Consider the following 17467-nt stretch of genomic DNA (forward strand, 5'->3'; position numbering starts at 1 on the left):
AGCGAGGTGGACTTCCCGCACCCCGACGGGCCGACCAGCACCAGGAACTCGCCATCGGCGATCTCCAGGTCGAGCTGGTCGACGGCAGGCTTGTCGCTGCCGGGGTACAGCCGGGTCGCCTTGTCGTAGGTGACCGATGCCATGGGAGCTCCCTTGCTCGGTGCCGCTGACCGGCGCCGGATGACTGCGCTCACCTTGCGGTAGGCGCTTTCCGGTCGTCAATGGGGACCGCATGAACGGGTGGAGCCTGCCGGTGCCCGAACCCGCACCACCGCCGGGCGAGCTCTTTCCGGAGCGCCCGGGCGGCCCGGCTCGCGCTGGACACCGACCCCGACTCCCCCACCCGCACGGTCACGGTGCACGCTGAGGTCGTCCTGCGGGGCAGCACGCGACCGCCGGCCTGACCGAGGAGATCCGTGAGCGACCGCGCCGAGAAGCGCCGCCTCGTGCTCGACCTGCTCCAGCGGACGGGGCACGAGCGCCTCGTCCTCACCGGTGTCGGCGCGCTGGCCTGGTACCTGGACGGCGCCCGGCCCGGCGTGGTGCTCTCCGCCGAGCGGGGCGTGGTCGCCGTCGTGGCCGGGCCGGACGGCGACCTCGTGCTGGCCCCGGCCAACGAGGTGGAACGGCTGGTCGCCGAGGAGCTGCCGGCCGACGTCGACGTGCGGGTCACCACCTGGTGGGAGCCGCTGCTCGGCCCGGACCTCCAGCCCGGCGCCCCCGGCGTGCTGCACGAGGACGACCCGGCAGCCGCCGAGGGGCTGCGCGCGGCCCGCGCGTCCCTGCTGCCGGGCGAGCAGGACCGCTACCGACGGCTGGGCCGGGACACGGCGGAGGCGATGACGGCGACGGCGCTGCTGCTCCGGCCGGACACCCCGGAGCGGGAGGCCGCGGCGATGCTGGCCCGGGAGCTCGTCGCCCGCGGCGCCGACCCGACGGTCGTGCTGGTCAGCGGCGAGCCGCGGCGCGCGTTCCGGCACCCGCTGCCCACCGCGGGGCCGCTGGGCGAGCGGGTCATGATGGTCGTCTGCGCGCGGCGGCACGGGCTGATCGCCAACGCCACCCGGTGGGTCCGCTTCACCCCGCCGAGCAGCGGGCAGCAGGACGCCGACCGGCGCATCCGGGCGGTGGAGACCGCGTTCCTGGGTGCCACCCGGCCCGGTGCCACGCTCGGTGAGGTGCTCGCCGCCGGGACCGCGGCCTACGCCGAGCACGGGTTCGCCGCCGACGAGTGGACCCGGCACCACCAGGGCGGGCCGACCGGCTACGCCGGCCGCGACCCGGTGGCCACGCCGGGCAGCCCCCTGTCGGTCGTGGCCGGGCAGGCGTTCGCCTGGAACCCCTCGGGCCCCGGGGTGAAGAGCGAGGACACCGTCCTGCTCGGCCCGGACGGCCTGGAGGTGCTCACGACGGACGGCGTGTGGCCGACCAGCCCCGACAGCCTCGGCCTGCCGCGCCCCGACGTGCTGGTGCGATGACCAAGGACCCCCCTGCCCCCCACCGCTCGCAAGCTCGCGGCGGGCCCCTGCAGAGGGGCCGTAGAGGCCCTCACCGGCTCTGGCTGGCGACCAGGAACGGGTAGTCGGTGTAGCCCTCGGCGCCGCTGGCGTAGAAGAGCGCCGCGTTCGGCTCGTTCTCCGGGTGCTCACCCTGCCACCGCTCGACCAGGTCGGGGTTGGCGATCGCGGCCCGCCCGACCGCGACGGCGTCGGCGTGCGCGGCCTCGATCAGCCGCACGGCCTCCGCGCGGGTGGTCACGGTGCCGAAGCCGCTGTTGGCGACGAGCGGGCCGGCGAAGCGGCGGCGCAGCTCCTGGGCCAGGTCCCCCGCCGGCTCGCGGTGCAGGATCGACAGGTAGGCCAGGCCCAGCGGGCGGAGCTGGTCCAGCAGCGAGCCGTAGGTGGCCAGGACGTCGTCCCGGTCGGTCTCCAGCGCGTCCTGGACGTCGTGCTCCGGCGAGATCCGCAGGCCGACGCGGCCGGCACCGATCGCCTCGGCGACCGCGGTGACGACCTCGACCACGAAGCGGGCCCGGTTCGCGGGCGTGCCGCCGTACTCGTCGGTGCGCTGGTTGGACGCCGGGGAGAGGAACTCGTGCAGCAGGTAGCCGTTGGCGCCGTGCACCTCCACGCCGTCGAGGCCGGCCGCGACGGCGCGCCGGGATGCGGCCACGATGTCCGCCCGGGTCTGCTGCGCCTCCTCGGCGGTCAGCGCGTGCGGCACCGGGTAGGCGACCTTGCCGTTCGGGGTGCGCGCCTGGCCCCGGATGGCGATCGCGGACGGCGCCACGATCCGCGGGGTGCCGGTGATGTCGGGGTGCGAGACCCGGCCGCCGTGCATCACCTGCAGGACGATGGTGCCGCCGCGGGCGTGCACCGCCTCGGCGACGCGGGCCCAGCCGGCCTGCTGCTCGTCGTCGATGATGCCGGGCTGCCCCGGGTAGGCCCGCGACTCGGCGCTGGGGTACGTGCCCTCGGTGACGATCAGGCCGATGCCGGCCCGCTGGGCGTAGTGCTCGACGACGAGGTCGTTGGGGACGCCGGAGGCACCCGCACGCAGGCGCGTCAGCGGGGCCATCACGACGCGGTTGGCCAGCCGCAGGTCGCCGAGCCGAACAGGGGAGAACAGGTCCATGCCGGGGACAAGGCGGTTGCGGAGGTCGACCATCCCGTTCCCGACTGCGGCGATCGTCACTCAGTCGCTGCGCGGCACGCTCCGCCACCGGCGCGACTTGGCCCCGTACATCGCCCGGTCGGCCCGGGAGATCACCTCGTCCGGTGCGTCACCGGGACGGCCGACGGCGGTGCCGACGCTGACCCCGATCGCCAGGTCGCCGTCGGGCCCGTGGAAGGGCACCCGGAACCGGTCGACGACCGCCTCGGCGAGGCCGGCCAGCTGCCACGGCCCGCCGTCCCGGCTGAGCACCACGAACTCGTCACCGCCGAGCCGGGCGACCAGGTCCCCGGCGCCGGCGACGCCGGCCAGCCGGGTCGCGACCTCCACCAGCAGCTGGTCACCGACCACGTGGCCGTGCCGGTCGTTGACCTCCTTGAAACGGTCCAGGTCGCAGAACAGCAGCGCGCAGCCGGCCCCCGCGGCCGGGTCGAGGGCGGCGTGCAGCGCCTCGAACAGGGTGCTGCGGTTGGGCAGCCCGGTGAGCAGGTCGGTGTGCGCCCGCGTGCGCAGCCGCGCCTCCCGCTCGCGCTCCTCGGTGACGTCGACGCCCACGCACACGATCGCGCACGGCCGGCCGCCCTCGTCGAGCAGGACGTCGTTCTGCATGGCGATCCTGCGCCGCACACCACCGGCGGCCAGCCAGTCGCCCTCCTGCGGATGGGCCACGCCGGTCTCGATCGCGCGGGCGACGGCGTCCTGCGCCAGCAGCACGTGCTCGGGCGCCACGTAGACGTCGTGGAAGAACCGCCCGAGCAGCTCCGCGGCGGGGATCCCGGTGAAGCGCTCCAGCGCCGGGTTCGCCAGCACGATGCGGCAGTCGGCGTCGACGACGCAGACCAGGGCGCGGGTGGACCGGACGACGGCCGCCGGCAACCAGACCCCCCGTTCCGCCACCACGGGAGTATGACCGCGCAGGGGCCGGTCCAGGCGACCGAGGCCCGGTGGGCCCGGGTCAGCCGGCGAGGACGGCGTCCCGCTCCGCCGCGCCGGCCAGCCGGGCGTACCGGCCGCCGCGCGCCAGCAGCTCCTCGTGCGTGCCCTGCTCGACCACCCGGCCGCCGGCCAGCACGGCGATCAGGTCGGCGTGCCGCACGGTGGACAGCCGGTGCGCGATGGTGATCGTCGTCCGGCCCCGGCTGGCCTCGTCCAGCGCCTCCTGGACCGCCCGTTCGGTGCTGTTGTCCAACGCGCTGGTCGCCTCGTCGAGCACGAGCACCCGCGGGTCCCGCAGCAGCGTGCGGGCAATCGCCAGCCGCTGCTTCTCCCCGCCGGAGAACCGGTGCCCGCGCGCGCCGACCACCGTGTCGTAGCCGTCGGGCAGGGCGGCGATCAGGTCGTGCACCTGGGCCCGGCGGGCGGCGGCCACCATCTCCTCGTCGGTGGCGTCCGGCCGGGCGTGCCGCAGGTTCTCCCGCACGGTGCCGTGCAGCAGGTAGGTCTCCTGCGACACCACGCCGACGGTCCGGGCGAGATCGGCCAGGGTGACGTCCCGGACGTCGGTCCCGTCGATCGCGACCCGCCCGGTGGTCGGGTCGTTGAGCCGCGCCACCAGGGAGGCCAACGTGCTCTTGCCGGACCCGGTCTCGCCCACCAGCGCCAGGGTCGCGCCGGCGGGGACGGCGAGGTCGACGTCGTCCAGCGCGTCCCGGTGCCCGCCCGGATAGCGGAAGCCGACGTGCTCGAACCGGACCTCGCCGCGCACCTGCGCCGGGTCCAGCGGAACGGGGCGCGCCGGGTCGTCGATGTCCACGGGCAGGTCGAGGTACTCGAACACCCGGCTGAACAGCGCCATCGAGCTGGTCAGCGAGACGCCGATGTCCAGCAGGCCCATCAGCGGGCGGAACAGTTTGCCCTGCAGCGCGGTGAAGGCGACCAGGGTGCCGATCGTCATCCCGCCGGAGGTCGCCGGCAGCCCGGCGGCGAGGTAGATCACCGCAGGGATGGCGGCGAAGACGATGCTCATCGTCGCCATCCGCCAGCGGCCGGCCAACTGCGACCGGACCTCGAGACCCACGAGGACGTCGGAGGTGTCGGCGAAGCGCCGCGACTGGGCGGGGCCCGCGCCGAGGGTCTTGCCGAGCAGCACGCCGCTCACGCTGAGCCCCTCCTCGACCTGGGAGTGCAGGTCGGCCAGGTGCCGCTGGCGCTGCGCGGTGATGGTCCGGCGCATCTGCGCCACCCGGCGGGTCAGCCAGATCGCCGGCGGGAGGACGACGAGGGACAGCAGCGACAGCCGCCAGCTCATCGCGGCCATGGCGACCGCCGTCCCGATGACCGTGGTGGCGTTGCTCGCGAACGAGGTCGCGGTGGTGGTGACCACCGACTGCATGCCGCCGATGTCGTTGGTGAGCCGCGACTGGACCTCCCCGCCCCGCGTGCGGGTGAAGAAGCCGAGCGACTGCCGCTGCAGGTGGGCGAAGACCGCGGTGCGCAGGCCGTGCATCACGTGCTGGCCGACGGTCGTGGACAGCCAGGTCTGGACGACGCCGAGGACGGAGGTGACCGCGGCGACGGCGACCATGCCGGCCACGGCCCAGGCCAGGAGCGCGACGTCCTGGCGGGGCAGCGCCTCGTCGATGACCAGCCGGATCAGGAACGGGGAGGCCAGCGCGATCGTGGAGCTGGCCACGATGAGCGCGACCACGACGGCCAGCTGCCAGCGGTAGGGGCGGAAGAGACCGGCCACCCGGCTCCACCGCACGGGCGAGCGGTCCAGCTGCGCGCGGTCGGCCGGGTCGGGCCGCCCGCCGGGGCGCCCGCCGCCACGGCCGGGGTACACGGTGTCGTCGACGGCGACCACCCTCTCTCTGCGATCAATTGCTGAGGCTACCTCACGATGAGGGAACCGCAGGAGAGCGGCTAGGATTCCCGGCATGCGCGACGAGGAGGGGGCGGCGGGGCTCGGCGACCTGCTGATGGGGTTCGCGCGCACCCAGCGCCGCCGCTGGCACGCGACCCTCGCCCCCTGGGAGCTGTCCCCGCACCAGGCCCGGGCGCTGCGCGTGGTGTGCCTGCACGACGGCGTCCGGCTGTCCGAGCTCGCCGACGTCCTGCGGATCGCCCCGCGGTCGGCCACCGAGGTGGCCGACGCGCTGCAGGAGCGCGGGCTCGTCGAGCGGTCCGCCGACCCCGCGGACCGCCGGGCAGTGCTGCTGCGGCCCACACCCGAGGGACGCCGGGTGCAGGCCCAGGTCGACGCGGCCCGCGCCGCCGACTCCGAGGAGCTGTTCGCCCGCCTCTCCGCCGAGGACCGGGCCACCCTCGCCCGGATCCTGCGCGCGCTGGTCGACTGAGCGGCCGACGCGCTGCGGTCCGCGGCAGGAGTCGCGTCAGGACACCTTGACGTCACGGTGTCCTGACCGGACGCTCGGCCCATGACCAGCCCGGACGACCTGGACACCCGGCTCACGCTCCGCACGGCGGTGGCCCGGTTCGACGAGCTGCGCAGCCGTGAGGCCCTCGCGTCCGACCCCGACGACGATCCACCGGCCGCCGGGCTCACCCGGGAGGAGACCCTGGAGCTGCTGGCCCTCGGCGAGGTGATCGCCCGCAAGGCCGGCTACGGGCGGCAGCTCACCGTCCGGACCGCCCGCGCCGCCGGCGCCTCCTGGACGGCGATCGGCCGGGCTCTGGGCACCTCGAAGCAGTCGGCGTGGGAGACCCATGCCCGCTGGATCGACGACCAGGCCGACCAGCACCGCACCGACGGGGTCAGCGGCCTCGACGAGCTCGCCGTCGCGAGGTCCCGCCGGCTGGCCGGCCGGCCGGACGACCACCCGCGGTGACGTACGGCACGCTGGACGGCGACCGGGGGTTGTCCCAGGATGTCGCGATGACCGACAACGCCGTCGTCGCCTCCGCCGAGCTGCCCGGCTGGCAGTCCGAGCCGTTCACCGCGGCCGGCCTCACCCACACCCTCGCCACCCGCGGCACCGGCCCCGGGGTCGTCCTGCTGCCCGAGCTCCCCGGCCTGACGCCGCGGGTCCTGGCGCTGGCCGACCACCTCGTCGCCGCTGGCTTCACCGTCACCGCTGTATCGCTGCTCGGCGAGCCCGGCCGGCCGCCGTCCCCGCGGTACGTGGCCGGCACCGTGGCCAGGGCGTTCGTCGACCGGGAGTTCCGCGCCCTCGCCCGACGCGCGGACCGGCCGGTCGCCGGGTACGTGCGGGCGGTCGCCCGGCGGCTGCACGGCCAGGTGGGCGGGCCGGGGGTCGGCGTCGTCGGCATGTGCTTCTCGGGCGGGTTCGCGCTGGCCGCCGCCGCCGAGCCCGCCGTCCTCGCGCCGGTGGCCAGCCAGCCCACCCTGCCGCTCCCCCTCACGCCGGGGCGCCGGCGGGACCTCGGCATGTCCGACCGGGAGCGCGACGCGATCACGGCCCGGATCAAGGACGAGGGCCTGGCCCTGGTGGGCCTGCGGTTCAGCGAGGACGTGGCCTCCCCCACCGACCGCTTCCGCTCGCTGCGCGCCGCCTTCGGCGACGGCTGGCTGCCGGTCGTGATCCGGAACCAGCCGGGCAACCCGCACGGCATCGGCCGGCGCGAGCACATGGTGCTGACGAGCGAGGACGTCGAGACCCCCGGTCACCCGACCAACGACGCCCGGGCCCAGGTGGTCGCGTTCCTGCGGGAGCGCCTGGGTGCGGGCGTACCGGCCGGAGCGGGCGCCCAGTCCTCGACGTAGCGGCTCAGTCCTCGACGTAGAGGCAGAAGGGGTGGCCGGCCGGGTCCAGGTGCACCCGGACGTGCTCCTGCGGCTGGAACTCCGCCAGGGTCGCGCCGAGTGACCGGGCGAACGCGCCGGCCGCCTCGAGGTCGTCGACCAGGACGTCGAGGTGGGCCTGCACCTGCTGGTCCCCCGGACCCTGCGGCCAGGCCGGCGGCACGTGGTCGGCCTCGAGCTGGAAGGACAGCCCGGGGCCGCCCGGCCGCAACGTGACCCACTCGGGGTCGTCGGTCCCCATCGGCCAGCCGAGCAGCTCGGCGTAGAACCGGCCCAGCGCCCGCGGGTCGGGGCAGCCGAGGACCGTGCTGGTCAGCGTCGCGCGGGGCCGGTCCTGCATGGCGGGCAAGGTACCGGCCCCGCAGCGCCGGCGCTAAGGTCCCCGCGCATGAGCGGCCGCCGGGTCCGGATCGGCATCGACACCGGGGGCACGTTCACCGACGTCGTCGCGGTCGACGAGGAGACCGGCGAGGTGGCCACCACGAAGACCCCGTCGACCCCGGCTGACCCGGCCGACGGCTTCCTGACCGGCGTGCGCCGTGTCCTCGGCCGGCTCGGGCTGGACGGGAACGCGGTCACCGCGGTCAGCCACGGGACGACGGTGGCCACCAACCAGCTGCTGGAGGGCAAGCTCGACCGGCTCGGGTTCATCACCACCGAGGGCTACGAGTCGGTGCTGGAGATCGCCCGCCAGTCGGTGCCCGACGGGTACGGCAACAGCTACTTCTGGGTCAAACCGCCGCGGATCGTCCCGGCCGACCTGGTCCGCACCGTCCGCGGCCGGCTGGACGTCACCGGCGCGGAGGTGCGCCCCTTCTCCCGGGAGGACGCCGTCGCCGCCGCCCGGTTCTTCCGGGACGCCGGGATCACCACGATCGGCGTCTGCTTCCTGCACTCCTACGCCGACGACGCACACGAGCGCGCGATGCTCGACGTGCTCTCCGAGGAGCACCCGGACGCTGTGGTGAGCATCAGCTCGCAGGTGCTGCGCGAGTACCGGGAGTACGAGCGGTCGGTCACCACGCTGGTCGACGCCGCGGTGAAGCCGCGGGTGTCCGCCTACGTCGGCACCATCCGCCGCCGGCTGGACGAGATCGCCCCCGGCGTGCCGTTCTACGTGATGAAGAGCAACGGCGGCGTGCTCTCGGCGGCCGAGGTGGTCCACCAGCCGATCACCACGATGCTGTCCGGCCCTGCCGCCGGGGCGCTCGGCGCGGCGCTGATCGCGGGGACCGCGGGCTTCGACCGGGTGCTCACCTGCGACGGGGGCGGCACCTCCACCGACGTGACCGTGGTGGTCGACGGCGAGCCGGCGCTGACCACGGAGGGCTCGGTCGGCCGGTACCCGTCGAAGATCCCGATGATCGACGTGGTCACCGTCGGGGCGGGCGGCGGGTCGATCGCCTGGATCTCGCCCGAGGGCACGCTCAGGGTCGGCCCGCGGTCCGCCGGCGCCGACCCGGGACCGATCTGCTACCCCGCCGGCGGCCCGGACCCCACGGTCACCGACGCCTCCGTCGTCCTCGGCCGGATCCCGCCGCACCTGCTCGGCGGGGAGATCCCGCTGTCGGTGGAGGCCGCCCGCGACGGGCTCACCCGGCTCGGCGAGGACCTCGGCCTGGACCTGGAGCGCACCGCGACCGGCATCCTGGAGATCTCCGCCTGGAACCAGGCCAACGCGCTGCGCCAGGTGACCGTCGCCCGGGGCCTGGACATCCGGGACTTCACGCTGACCACGTTCGGCGGCTCCGGCCCGCTGCTGGCCTGCCGGTTGATGGACGTCCTCGGGCTCCCGCGCACCCTCGTGCCGCCGAACCCGGGCAACGTCAGCGCCTTCGGGTTGCTGACCGTCGACGTCCGCAACGACTACGTGCAGACGATGGTGTCCCGGCACGCTGATCTGGACACGGCCGCCGTCGACGCCGCCTTCAGCGCCCTCGAGGAGCAGGCCGCGCGAGCCCTCGACGCCGAGGGCTTCGATCGGCGCGACCAGCAGATGCAGCGGACGGCGGACCTCCGCTACGTCGGCCAGGCCTTCGAGGTGCGGGTGCCGGTCGGCGACGGGCCGCTCGGCCATGCCGTCGTCGACCTGGTGGCGACCGCGTTCCACGCAGCGCACCGCCGGCTCTACGGCTACGACTTCGCGGCCGACCCGCGGCAGGCGGTCGAGTGGGTGAACCTGCGGGTGAGCGGGATCGGGCCGATCCGCCGTCCCGACGTCGTCGAGCTGCCCGCCCGCGCGGGAGGGGCGGACCGGTCCGTCACCGGCACCCGGCCGGTGCTCTTCGACGACGGCTGGGTGGAGACGCCGGTGCACGCGCGGCCCGGCCTGGCCCCTGGCGACGTCGTCGTCGGGCCCGCCGTGATCGAGGAGTTCGGCGCGACCGTGCCCGTCCACCCGGGGTTCGCCGCCACCGTGGACCGGTTCGGCAACCTCCTGCTGACGAGGGAGCCCGCCGCATGACCGCTGACCCGGTGCTCGTGGAGATCGTGGCCGGCACGCTCGCGGCGATCGAGAAGGAGGTCGAGACGTCGATCGGCCGGACCTCCCGGTCGCCGATGATCCGCGACGCGCACGACTTCCGGGCCGGCATCCACGACCGCCGGCTGCGCAAGCTGACCGGCCGCTCCTACTCCGCACTGGTGCACCCGGTGGTGCGCGACCACCCGATCCCGACCATGAACCCCGGCGACGTCTTCTTCCACAACGACGTCTACCTCTCCGAGGGCGGGATCGGGCACCTGCCCGACCTGTGCGTGACGGTGCCCGTCTTCGCCGACGTGGACGGCGCACCGACCGTGGTCGCCTTCGTGCAGGCGTTCGGCCACCACGACGACATCGGCGGAGCGGTCCCCGGGTCCATGCCGTCCGCCGCGACCAGCGTGTTCGAGGAGGGGCTGATGGTCCCGCCGATCAAGCTGTGGGACCGGGGCGTCCGCAACGAGGCGGCGTTGACGATCATGACCCGCAACTCGCGGATGCCCGACTCCCTGGCCGCGGACCTGGACGCGGAGTGCTCGGCCTGCCTGGCCGGCGCCCGGCGGCTGGGCGAGCTGTTCGACCGGTACGGCGTGGCCGCGGTGGAGACCTGCTTCGAGACGATCCTGAGCACCTCGACCGAGGTGTACCGGCGGGAAGTCCTCTCCCGGATCCCCGACGGCACCTACGTCTGGGAGGACTACGCCGAGCACGACGGCGTGGACCCGCCGACCCTGCACCGGCAGCGGATCACGCTGACCATGGACTCCACGCGGGAGACCCCGCTGGTCATCGACTTCACCGGCACCGGACCGCAGGCCAAGGGCCCGATCAACCACTGCGGGGACTACGCCGACGGCAACTTCCTGAAGAAGTGGCTCGCGCCGGTCCTGCGCAACCTGGCCGAGTCCCCCGAGCGGATGGCCCAGCTCGACGTCAACGAGGGCGTCGTCCCGTTGATCGAGATGCGGTTCCCGGAGAAGGGCACGCTGCTCACCCCGGTCTTCCCCGCGCCGACCAACGCCCGCACGTTCGTCATCCTGCGGCTGCTGGGCGTGCTCGCCGGCGTGCTGGCCAAGGCCACCGGCGGCCGGATGCCCGCCGACCAGGAGACGATCCGCTACACCGGGGTGTACGGGACGGACGACGCCGGCGAGCCCTACCTCATGCGCGAGGTGCTCGGCGGCGGCTCGGGCGGGCGGTACTACGCCGACGGCGAGGACACCATCCACGTCGTGCCGGACTCCCGGAACCTCCCCACGGAGTTCACCGAGTCCCGCTTCCCGCTGCGCGTCGAGCGGCTGGGGCTGGCGGTCGACTCCGGCGGCCCTGGCCGGTACCGCGGCGGCTGCGGCTACGAGAAGCACATCCGGGTGCTGCGCGACGCGCACTTCATGTCGATCGCCGACCGCTCGATCCTGTCCTGCTGGGGCGTCAACGGCGGCCGGGCCGGCCGGCCGTTCTCGATCACGGTGGACCCGGGCGGGCCGGACGAGCACGAGGTCGACGCGCTGGCCGACGCCGAGCCGCTGCGGGCCGGCACGGTGGTGCGGGTGCGGACGACGGGTGGCGGCGGCTGGGGCGACCCGCTGGACCGCCCGGTCGTCGAGGTGCTGCGCGACATCGCCTGGCGCAAGGTGAGCAGAGCCGGCGCCCGCGAGGACTACGGCGTGGTGATCGGGGCGGACGGCGCGGCCGACGAGCCCGCGACCGAGGCGCTGCGGGCCGCGATGCGCGCCGGCCGCCCCGCGGAGCAGCCCTTCTTCGACCGCGGCCCCGGGTACGCGCGGCTCTCCGGCGGCGCGGCGTTCAACCAGTACGACCTGCCCTGAAGGAGGATCCCGGCCGCCGGGTCCTCCGGCTACGGCTTGACGCTGTCGCCGGTCACCCCGTCGTCGCCGCGGTTGGCCGGGTCGTCCGTGTTGCGCGGGTCGTCGTCGGTGTCCTCCACCGACTCCGGGACGAGCGGCGTCTCGTGCAGCACGTTCTCCCGGGCCTCGTCGCGGTCGGTACCTGGCGTCTCGGTCATCGGGACCTCCTGTCCGGCGGTGGATCGGTCCCGGTCGGCCTACCCGGGCACCGGGTCGCGAACCGGCGGAGGAGTTCGCCCTGCGCGAAGGACCGGGAGTCGGCAGGCTCTGCGGGCATGAACGAGCCAGCGCACCGGGCCGACGAGCCCAACCTGCACCCCGGGCAGCACGACGAGGGTGGCCAGGGCGGCATGGCCACCCGGGAGCTCGCCGCCCGCGAGCACGCGGAGCGCACCGAACGCGACGGGGCCGCCGCGGACGACGAGGACGACCGGGCCGACGGGGACGGCTGACCCCGCCGGTACGCCCGGATCAGGCGTCCGGGGCCGTGGTGGCCCCGCCGCCCTCCGTGTCGTCCTCCGCGCCGGCGACCCCGTCCAGCTCCTCGCCCCCACCAGGGTCGGCCTGGCCGTCGGTCGAAGCGATCAGCTCGGACGCGTCGGCGGCGTCGGGCATGTTCTCGGACACGGGGCCTCCCGGTGGGCAGCAGGAACGGAGCTCCCACTGTGCTCCCGGTTCGTCAGCTCTGCTCGACGCGCCAGACGCCGACCTCGAGGACGAAGCGCATCAGGACTCCCCCGCCCGGCGCCGCGACCACCACCGCCGGCGGGCGACCGGGGGCGCCGGCGGTGGTGGGGCAGCGGCGGGCGGAGCCGGCCGGTCCTCCCGCCACCGGGCCACCGTCTCCTCGACGTCGGCCATCCCGACCGGGACCCATACACCCTCGACCGGACGGCGGTAGTACTGGTCGACCCGGGCGTTGTGCGCCTCGACGAGCGCCCGGACGGCGACCTCGGAGGTCTGCCGGGCGATCAGCCCGGGCAGCTCCTCCCGCTCCTTCCGCAGGGCCAGGCCGGTCGGCAGCATCGCGGTGACGTCGGCCTCCTCGCGGGCGGCCCACTCCAGCGCCCACTCGAGGCTGCTCTTCTCCCGGTCGATGCGGGGCAGCGGCTTGCCCGCCAGGGACAGCCCCTCGAAGGCGCCCTCGTCGCGGGCCCGCCGGATCTGCTGCTCGACCCACGTCTCGAACGACATCCCGGTCGGCTTGCGCTGCGTCATCGGCGTCCTCCTCGCTCCCGTCGTCTGCCAGTCTGGGCCGCGTGCGGACGACGAGCAGCCGAGAGGTCTACCGGAACCCCTGGATCCGCGTGCGGGAGGACGCCGTCGTGCGCGCGGACGGCTCGACCGGCGTCTACGGCGTCGTCGAGAAGCCGCACTTCGGGCTGGTGGTCCCGGCCGAGCGGGACGGCTTCTGGCTGGTCGAGCAGTTCCGCCACCCGCTGGGCAGGCGCGCGTGGGAGTTCCCGCAGGGCACCTGGACGGCCGGGGAGGGCGGCACCGCGGAGCAGCTCGCCCGCGCGGAGCTCGCCGAGGAGACCGGCCTGCGGGCCGCCGAGCTGCGCCACCTCGGGCGCCTGGACCTGGCCCCGGGCCTGTCCACCCAGCAGTTCGACGTGTGGCTGGCCGCCGGGCTCACGCCGGGCCCGCCCGCGCGCGAGGTCACCGAGGCCGACATGCGGCACGCGTTCGTGACCGAGGCCGAGCTGCGGGCGATGGTGCGCGAGGGCCGGTTCACCGACGGTCCCTCGCTGGCGGCCTACGCCCTGCTGCTGCTCGACCGGTCGGCAGCGCACGCCGCGACGGAGCGCCTGGCATGAACCCGCCGCCGTCCGGGAACCCGACAGCCATGCAGGAGCCCACGGCAGGCAACGACGCCCCGGAGTCCTCGGGGAGCACCCCCGAGATCACGGTCACCACGACGCAGGACGGCCACAGCGCGGAGATCCGCGTCGTCGGCGAGCTCACCGAGGAGGCCCGCCGTCCGCTGGTGCGGGTGATGACCGACCTCATGCTCGCCTCCCACCAGCTGCGCCGGGTGGAGCTGGACCTGAGCGGGGTCGACTACATGAACTCCGCCGGCGTCTCGACGCTGGTCCAGCTGGAGCGGATGGCCGAGCCACGGGGCATCGAGATGCCGTTGATCGTCGCCACCACCGGGGTCACCCGGCCGCTGCAGGTCAGCGGCCTGTGGCGCCGGTTCACCATCGTCGACCGCCGGGAGGGGACGCCGCAGCGCACGAGGGAGCCGATGCGGCCGGGCATCGAGCACCGCTGACGCCGGGCCGCGCTCCGTCCAGGTCGGGCGCGCCCGAGACGGGGGCCGTCCCCTACCGTGCGGGCGTGGGCGAGATGAAGGACCGGATGCTGGCCGGCCAGGAGTACATGGCGAACGACCCCGATCTCATCGCGGACGGCCGGCGAGCCGCCGAGCTGACCGCCCGCTACAACGCCGAGCTCGACCCCGGCGCGCGGCGCGAGCTCCTCGGCGAGCTGCTCGGGTCGGTCGGGCCGAACACCTCGATCCGCCCGGACCTCCGGTGCGACTACGGCTACAACGTCCACGTCGGCGCCAACGTGTTCGTCAACTGGGGTGCCGTCCTGCTGGACGTCGGGCGGATCACCATCGGCGACTTCGTCCAGTTCGGCCCGAACGTGCAGCTGCTGACGGCCACCCACCCGCTCGACGCCGGCCGCCGCCGTGAGGGCTGGGAGGGGTCGGCGCCGATCACCATCGGGGACGACGTCTGGTTCGGCGGGGGCGTGATCGTGCTGCCGGGCGTCACGGTCGGTGCCCGGACGGTCGTCGGCGCGGGTGCGGTGGTGACCAAGGACCTGCCCGAGGGGGTGCTGGCCGTCGGCAACCCGGCGCGGGTGGTGCGCGAGATCGGCTGAGCGACCCGGCGCCGGGCTCAGTTCAGCGGTGAGCTGAGCCGCACGGTGAAGCCGTCGGGCCCGTGCAGCAGGTCCACGTGGTCCCAGAGCTTGCGGGCGAGCCACAGGCCCATGCCACCGCGGGAGAGGTCGTCGCCGTGAGCCGGCTGGAACCCGGCCACCGGGTCGACGAGGCCGGCGCCGCCGTCGCTGATCGTGCACACGATCCGGTCGGGTCCCGCCCAGATGCGGGCCGACACCGGTGGGGTGCCGTGCCGGAAGGCGTTGGCCGCGATCTCGCTGACCGCCAGGTGCAGGTCCTCCCGGCGGTCCCGGTCGGGCACCCACTCCGCGAGCACGGCGCCGAGCTGGCGGCGGAGGTCGGGGAGCGCCGCCACGGCGTCGACCACGAAGACCGGGGCGCCGTCCTCCACCGGCTCGCGGGGCAACGGCAGCTCCGCGAGGTAACGGCGCGGCGGCCGGTAGTCCGGGTTGGCGGCCAGGTCGCTGCGGGCGAGCAGGTACGGGTGCGTCACGCAGGCGCTGGCCACCACGGGCGCCGGCAGCACGTCGGTGTCGTACACGCACAGGGCCGAGAGCGGCGCGTCGCGCAGGACCGTGTTGGCCGCCGACTCGTACCGCTGCCCCTCGCGCCAGCTGATCGGGTCGGGCCCGAACTCCGGGATCCCCAGGATGCGCAGCCGGCCGGATCCGGACGCGGCGGCTCGGTCGAGCAGCCGGCGGGTGAGGCCGAACGCGTCGGGGGCGCGGGCACCACGCAGCGCGATCCGCGGCTCGCTGAGCAGCGCGTCGTGCTTTCCGAGCTCGGCCCGCAGTGGTGCTGCGGTCGCCTCGTCGCAGGCGAGCACGACCAGGTCGCCGGCGCGGATCCCCGACTCCAGGAAGGGGACGGCGGCGGCGAGGACCTGCTCCCGGCCCGCCACGACGACGGCCCCGTGGACGTGCCCGCGCGGTGCGCGCGGCCCGCCGCCGGCGTGCACCTGGCCGCGCTGAAGAGAGCGCGGGGGGTGATCACCGATCACGGACACGGGGCCTCTCTGAGGGACGTAGGGGTCAGCGAGCTCGTCGCATTCTCAATCACCCGAGCCCGGGGCGGGCAACCACCCCTCGCCTTCCCCGTCACACCATCGGGTGACACGCTGCTGACCAGTGCGGTTGCACAGGTGCGCCCCATGGTGCGAGGCGCCACCGGCGTGTCGCGAGTCGAGGCGGTGTGCCGGAGCGCGGCACTTACTGTCCGCCATCATACGGTGACCGCTCATGGACGCATCCCGACGTGCCCTCTCGGCCGGCCGTGTCCGTTCGACCGGCCGATGTCCTCTCGAACGTCGTCCCCGCCTGGCATCCTCTGCTGCGTGCCCGACGCCGACGTCCCCGCAGCCCTCGAGCGGTTCAACACCGAGCCGGTCGAGCGGGTCGAGGAGGTGCTGCAGGCCATCAACGCGGCCCCCCGGTTCGCGACCGAGCTGGCGGTGGGCCGCCCGTACCCGGACGTCGACTCGCTGGTGGCGCGCGCCGAGCAGGTGACCCGGGTCCTGCCGTGGGACGAGGTGGCCGTGGCGCTGAGCGCCCACCCCCGGATCGGTGACCGGGTCGAGGGTTCCTCGGCCGAGGCAGTGGCCTCCCGGCGCGAGCAGAGCGGGATGGACGCGGTCGCCGCCCAGGTGCGGGCGGCCTTCATCGAGGGGAACCGGGCCTACGAGCAGCGGTTCCACCACGTTTTCCTGATCCGTGCCGCGGGCCGGTCCGCGGAGGAGATGCTCGCCGAGCTGCGGCGCCGGCTGGCCAACGACGCCGCGACCGAGCGGGCCGAGGTCGTCGAGCAGCTGGCCCAGATCACCGGCCTGCGGGTGCGCCGGCTGGTCCAGAACGGCGCACAGTGAACACGACGGGCGAGCGAGCATCGCAGCGAGCGCCAGCGAGCGAGGAGCGGAACGAGCCCGGAGCGGATCGGAGGACACGATGAGCGTCTCGACGCACGTGCTGGACGCGGTGGCCGGTCGACCGGCGGCCGGGATGGCGGTGCAGCTGCTCGGCCCGGACGGCGTCGTCGCCTCCGGGACCACGGACGCCGACGGCCGCTGCCGGCTGACCGAGCAGCCGACCGCCGCCGGCGCGCACCGGCTGGTCTTCGCGACCGGGGCGTGGGCCCGCGCGCAGGGCACGGAGACGTTCTGGCCGGAGGTGGTGCTCACCTTCGCCGTCCGGGAGCCGGCGGAGCACCACCACGTGCCCCTGCTGCTCTCCCCGTTCGCCTACTCGACCTACCGGGGTTCCTGAGGCACCCCGGGGTCCGGCCGGGATCGCCGCTCTGCTGAGATCGGCGGCGTGAGCGAGCAGCGGGAGACGCTGACCTACGAGGACTTCGGTCGCGCGGCGCGCGAGCTGGCCCAGCAGGTCGCCGACGACGGGTTCGAGCCCGACCTCATCCTGTCGATCGCCCGGGGCGGGCTGTTCCTCGGCGGGGCGCTGGGCTACGCGCTGGACGTGAAGAACCTGTTCGTGATGAACGTGGAGTTCTACACCGGCGTCGACCAGCGGCTGGAGCTGCCGGTCGTGCTGCCCCCGACGCTGGACGCCGTCGACCTGACCGGCTCGCGGGTGCTGATCGCGGACGACGTCGCCGACACCGGGAAGACCCTCGAGCTCGTCGTGGACTTCTGCAGCGGGCACGTCTCCGACGTGCGCACCGCGGTGGTGTACGAGAAGCCGCGCTCGGTGGTGCGCTGCGACTACGTGTGGAAGCGGACCGACGCCTGGATCGACTTCCCCTGGTCGACGCTGCCCCCGGTGGTCTCCCGGGGCGGCTTCGACCACTAGGCCCCCTCC

The 17467-nt window shown here is 74.8% G+C and carries 22 protein-coding genes; 13 read left to right on the top strand and 9 right to left on the bottom strand.

Annotated elements, in window-relative coordinates; all coding sequences use genetic code 11:
* The coding region (locus tag HL189_RS19265) for an ATP-binding cassette domain-containing protein (RefSeq protein ID WP_369135478.1) at window positions 1-143 on the bottom strand (143 nt) is incomplete at its 3' end.
* 273 nt (window positions 144-416) lie between these two features.
* Between HL189_RS19265 and HL189_RS19270 the strand changes: the two genes are divergently transcribed.
* A complete protein-coding gene (locus HL189_RS19270; RefSeq protein WP_369135344.1) occupies window positions 417-1478 on the top strand; it encodes a M24 family metallopeptidase in 1062 nt (353 codons plus the stop codon).
* 70 nt (window positions 1479-1548) lie between these two features.
* On the opposite strand, the gene HL189_RS19275 is transcribed toward HL189_RS19270, so the two are convergent.
* From HL189_RS19275 to HL189_RS19285, 3 genes are read right to left on the bottom strand one after another with little or no spacing between them, the layout of a single operon-like run.
* Window positions 1549-2694: an alkene reductase gene (locus HL189_RS19275; protein ID WP_369135345.1), complete on the bottom strand. Its 1146-nt coding sequence runs from the start codon at window positions 2692-2694 to the stop codon at window positions 1549-1551.
* Complete coding sequence (locus HL189_RS19280; protein ID WP_369135346.1) at window positions 2695-3570, bottom strand: diguanylate cyclase; 876 nt, start codon at window positions 3568-3570, stop codon at window positions 2695-2697.
* Window positions 3571-3628: 58 nt separating this feature from the next.
* On the bottom strand, window positions 3629-5476 hold the full coding sequence (locus tag HL189_RS19285; protein WP_369135347.1) for an ABC transporter ATP-binding protein: 1848 nt from the start codon (window positions 5474-5476) through the stop codon (window positions 3629-3631).
* A gap of 73 nt (window positions 5477-5549) precedes the next feature.
* Here HL189_RS19285 and HL189_RS19290 point away from each other — a divergent pair, with 73 nt between their 5' ends.
* The 3 genes from HL189_RS19290 (at window position 5550) to HL189_RS19300 (ending at window position 7357) form a co-directional block, all read left to right on the top strand.
* Window positions 5550-5969, top strand: coding sequence for a MarR family winged helix-turn-helix transcriptional regulator (locus tag HL189_RS19290; RefSeq protein ID WP_369135348.1), 420 nt, complete (start codon window positions 5550-5552; stop codon window positions 5967-5969).
* An 81-nt stretch (window positions 5970-6050) separates the two neighbouring features.
* The gene (locus tag HL189_RS19295) at window positions 6051-6461 is read left to right on the top strand and encodes a hypothetical protein (protein WP_369135349.1); all 411 of its coding nucleotides are present in this window, start codon (window positions 6051-6053) and stop codon (window positions 6459-6461) included.
* A gap of 47 nt (window positions 6462-6508) precedes the next feature.
* Window positions 6509-7357: a dienelactone hydrolase family protein gene (locus HL189_RS19300; protein ID WP_369135350.1), complete on the top strand. Its 849-nt coding sequence runs from the start codon at window positions 6509-6511 to the stop codon at window positions 7355-7357.
* Between the two features lie 4 nt (window positions 7358-7361).
* Here the strand turns inward: HL189_RS19300 and HL189_RS19305 are convergent, their stop codons facing one another.
* The gene (locus tag HL189_RS19305) at window positions 7362-7736 is read right to left on the bottom strand and encodes a VOC family protein (RefSeq protein ID WP_369135351.1); all 375 of its coding nucleotides are present in this window, start codon (window positions 7734-7736) and stop codon (window positions 7362-7364) included.
* A gap of 48 nt (window positions 7737-7784) precedes the next feature.
* Here HL189_RS19305 and HL189_RS19310 point away from each other — a divergent pair, with 48 nt between their 5' ends.
* On the top strand, window positions 7785-9860 hold the full coding sequence (locus HL189_RS19310) for a hydantoinase/oxoprolinase family protein (RefSeq protein ID WP_369135352.1): 2076 nt from the start codon (window positions 7785-7787) through the stop codon (window positions 9858-9860).
* Entirely contained in the window at window positions 9857-11707 is a 1851-nt protein-coding gene (locus HL189_RS19315) for a hydantoinase B/oxoprolinase family protein (protein ID WP_369135353.1), read from the top strand. Before HL189_RS19310 ends, HL189_RS19315 begins: the two co-directional genes overlap by 4 nt.
* 29 nt (window positions 11708-11736) lie before the next feature.
* Here the strand turns inward: HL189_RS19315 and HL189_RS19320 are convergent, their stop codons facing one another.
* Window positions 11737-11904: a hypothetical protein gene (locus tag HL189_RS19320; protein WP_369135354.1), complete on the bottom strand. Its 168-nt coding sequence runs from the start codon at window positions 11902-11904 to the stop codon at window positions 11737-11739.
* 117 nt (window positions 11905-12021) lie between these two features.
* Between HL189_RS19320 and HL189_RS19325 the strand changes: the two genes are divergently transcribed.
* Window positions 12022-12198: a hypothetical protein gene (locus tag HL189_RS19325; RefSeq protein WP_369135355.1), complete on the top strand. Its 177-nt coding sequence runs from the start codon at window positions 12022-12024 to the stop codon at window positions 12196-12198.
* Between the two features lie 19 nt (window positions 12199-12217).
* On the opposite strand, the gene HL189_RS19330 is transcribed toward HL189_RS19325, so the two are convergent.
* Window positions 12218-12373: a hypothetical protein gene (locus HL189_RS19330; RefSeq protein ID WP_369135356.1), complete on the bottom strand. Its 156-nt coding sequence runs from the start codon at window positions 12371-12373 to the stop codon at window positions 12218-12220.
* A gap of 99 nt (window positions 12374-12472) precedes the next feature.
* Window positions 12473-12964 carry a DUF1992 domain-containing protein gene (locus HL189_RS19335; protein WP_369135357.1) on the bottom strand — a complete coding sequence of 164 codons (492 nt, stop codon included), beginning with the start codon at window positions 12962-12964 and terminating at the stop codon, window positions 12473-12475.
* A gap of 41 nt (window positions 12965-13005) precedes the next feature.
* On the opposite strand from HL189_RS19335, the gene HL189_RS19340 reads away from it, so the two are divergent.
* From HL189_RS19340 to HL189_RS19350, 3 genes are all read left to right on the top strand, one after another.
* Window positions 13006-13563, top strand: a complete 558-nt coding sequence (locus HL189_RS19340) for an NUDIX domain-containing protein (protein WP_369135358.1) — start codon at window positions 13006-13008, stop codon at window positions 13561-13563.
* A gap of 29 nt (window positions 13564-13592) precedes the next feature.
* Window positions 13593-14021 (top strand): STAS domain-containing protein, encoded by a 429-nt coding sequence (locus HL189_RS19345; RefSeq protein WP_369135359.1) that lies wholly within the window; start codon window positions 13593-13595, stop codon window positions 14019-14021.
* Between the two features lie 74 nt (window positions 14022-14095).
* Window positions 14096-14638 carry a sugar O-acetyltransferase gene (locus HL189_RS19350; RefSeq protein ID WP_369135479.1) on the top strand — a complete coding sequence of 181 codons (543 nt, stop codon included), beginning with the start codon at window positions 14096-14098 and terminating at the stop codon, window positions 14636-14638.
* Between the two features lie 17 nt (window positions 14639-14655).
* Here the strand turns inward: HL189_RS19350 and HL189_RS19355 are convergent, their stop codons facing one another.
* Complete coding sequence (locus HL189_RS19355; RefSeq protein WP_369135360.1) at window positions 14656-15666, bottom strand: anti-sigma factor RsbA family regulatory protein; 1011 nt, start codon at window positions 15664-15666, stop codon at window positions 14656-14658.
* A gap of 327 nt (window positions 15667-15993) precedes the next feature.
* Between HL189_RS19355 and uraD the strand changes: the two genes are divergently transcribed.
* The 3 genes from uraD to HL189_RS19370 all read left to right on the top strand — a co-directional run bounded on the left by uraD (window position 15994) and on the right by HL189_RS19370 (window position 17458).
* Window positions 15994-16521, top strand: a complete 528-nt coding sequence (gene uraD / locus HL189_RS19360) for a 2-oxo-4-hydroxy-4-carboxy-5-ureidoimidazoline decarboxylase (protein ID WP_369135361.1) — start codon at window positions 15994-15996, stop codon at window positions 16519-16521.
* A gap of 79 nt (window positions 16522-16600) precedes the next feature.
* Window positions 16601-16918, top strand: coding sequence for a hydroxyisourate hydrolase (gene uraH / locus HL189_RS19365; RefSeq protein WP_369135362.1), 318 nt, complete (start codon window positions 16601-16603; stop codon window positions 16916-16918).
* 48 nt (window positions 16919-16966) lie between these two features.
* Entirely contained in the window at window positions 16967-17458 is a 492-nt protein-coding gene (locus tag HL189_RS19370) for a phosphoribosyltransferase (RefSeq protein WP_369135363.1), read from the top strand.
* Window positions 17459-17467 lie beyond the last annotated feature (9 nt).

Origin of the sequence: Modestobacter sp. I12A-02662 (genome assembly GCF_041028325.1) — a bacterium.
GTDB lineage: Bacteria > Actinomycetota > Actinomycetes > Mycobacteriales > Geodermatophilaceae > Modestobacter.

Excerpts from the sequence above, each read along its gene's own strand:
- HL189_RS19290 (WP_369135348.1), top strand. The coding sequence starts at position 5,550 with ATGCGCGACGAGGAGGGGGCGGCGGGGCTCGGCGACCTGCTGATGGGG.
- HL189_RS19295 (WP_369135349.1), top strand. The coding sequence starts at position 6,051 with ATGACCAGCCCGGACGACCTGGACACCCGGCTCACGCTCCGCACGGCG.
- HL189_RS19300 (WP_369135350.1), top strand. The coding sequence starts at position 6,509 with ATGACCGACAACGCCGTCGTCGCCTCCGCCGAGCTGCCCGGCTGGCAG.
- HL189_RS19305 (WP_369135351.1), bottom strand. The coding sequence starts at position 7,736 with ATGCAGGACCGGCCCCGCGCGACGCTGACCAGCACGGTCCTCGGCTGC.
- HL189_RS19310 (WP_369135352.1), top strand. The coding sequence starts at position 7,785 with ATGAGCGGCCGCCGGGTCCGGATCGGCATCGACACCGGGGGCACGTTC.
- HL189_RS19315 (WP_369135353.1), top strand. The coding sequence starts at position 9,857 with ATGACCGCTGACCCGGTGCTCGTGGAGATCGTGGCCGGCACGCTCGCG.
- HL189_RS19320 (WP_369135354.1), bottom strand. The coding sequence starts at position 11,904 with ATGACCGAGACGCCAGGTACCGACCGCGACGAGGCCCGGGAGAACGTG.
- HL189_RS19325 (WP_369135355.1), top strand. The coding sequence starts at position 12,022 with ATGAACGAGCCAGCGCACCGGGCCGACGAGCCCAACCTGCACCCCGGG.
- HL189_RS19335 (WP_369135357.1), bottom strand. The coding sequence starts at position 12,964 with ATGACGCAGCGCAAGCCGACCGGGATGTCGTTCGAGACGTGGGTCGAG.
- HL189_RS19345 (WP_369135359.1), top strand. The coding sequence starts at position 13,593 with ATGCAGGAGCCCACGGCAGGCAACGACGCCCCGGAGTCCTCGGGGAGC.
- HL189_RS19350 (WP_369135479.1), top strand. The coding sequence starts at position 14,096 with ATGAAGGACCGGATGCTGGCCGGCCAGGAGTACATGGCGAACGACCCC.
- uraH (WP_369135362.1), top strand. The coding sequence starts at position 16,601 with ATGAGCGTCTCGACGCACGTGCTGGACGCGGTGGCCGGTCGACCGGCG.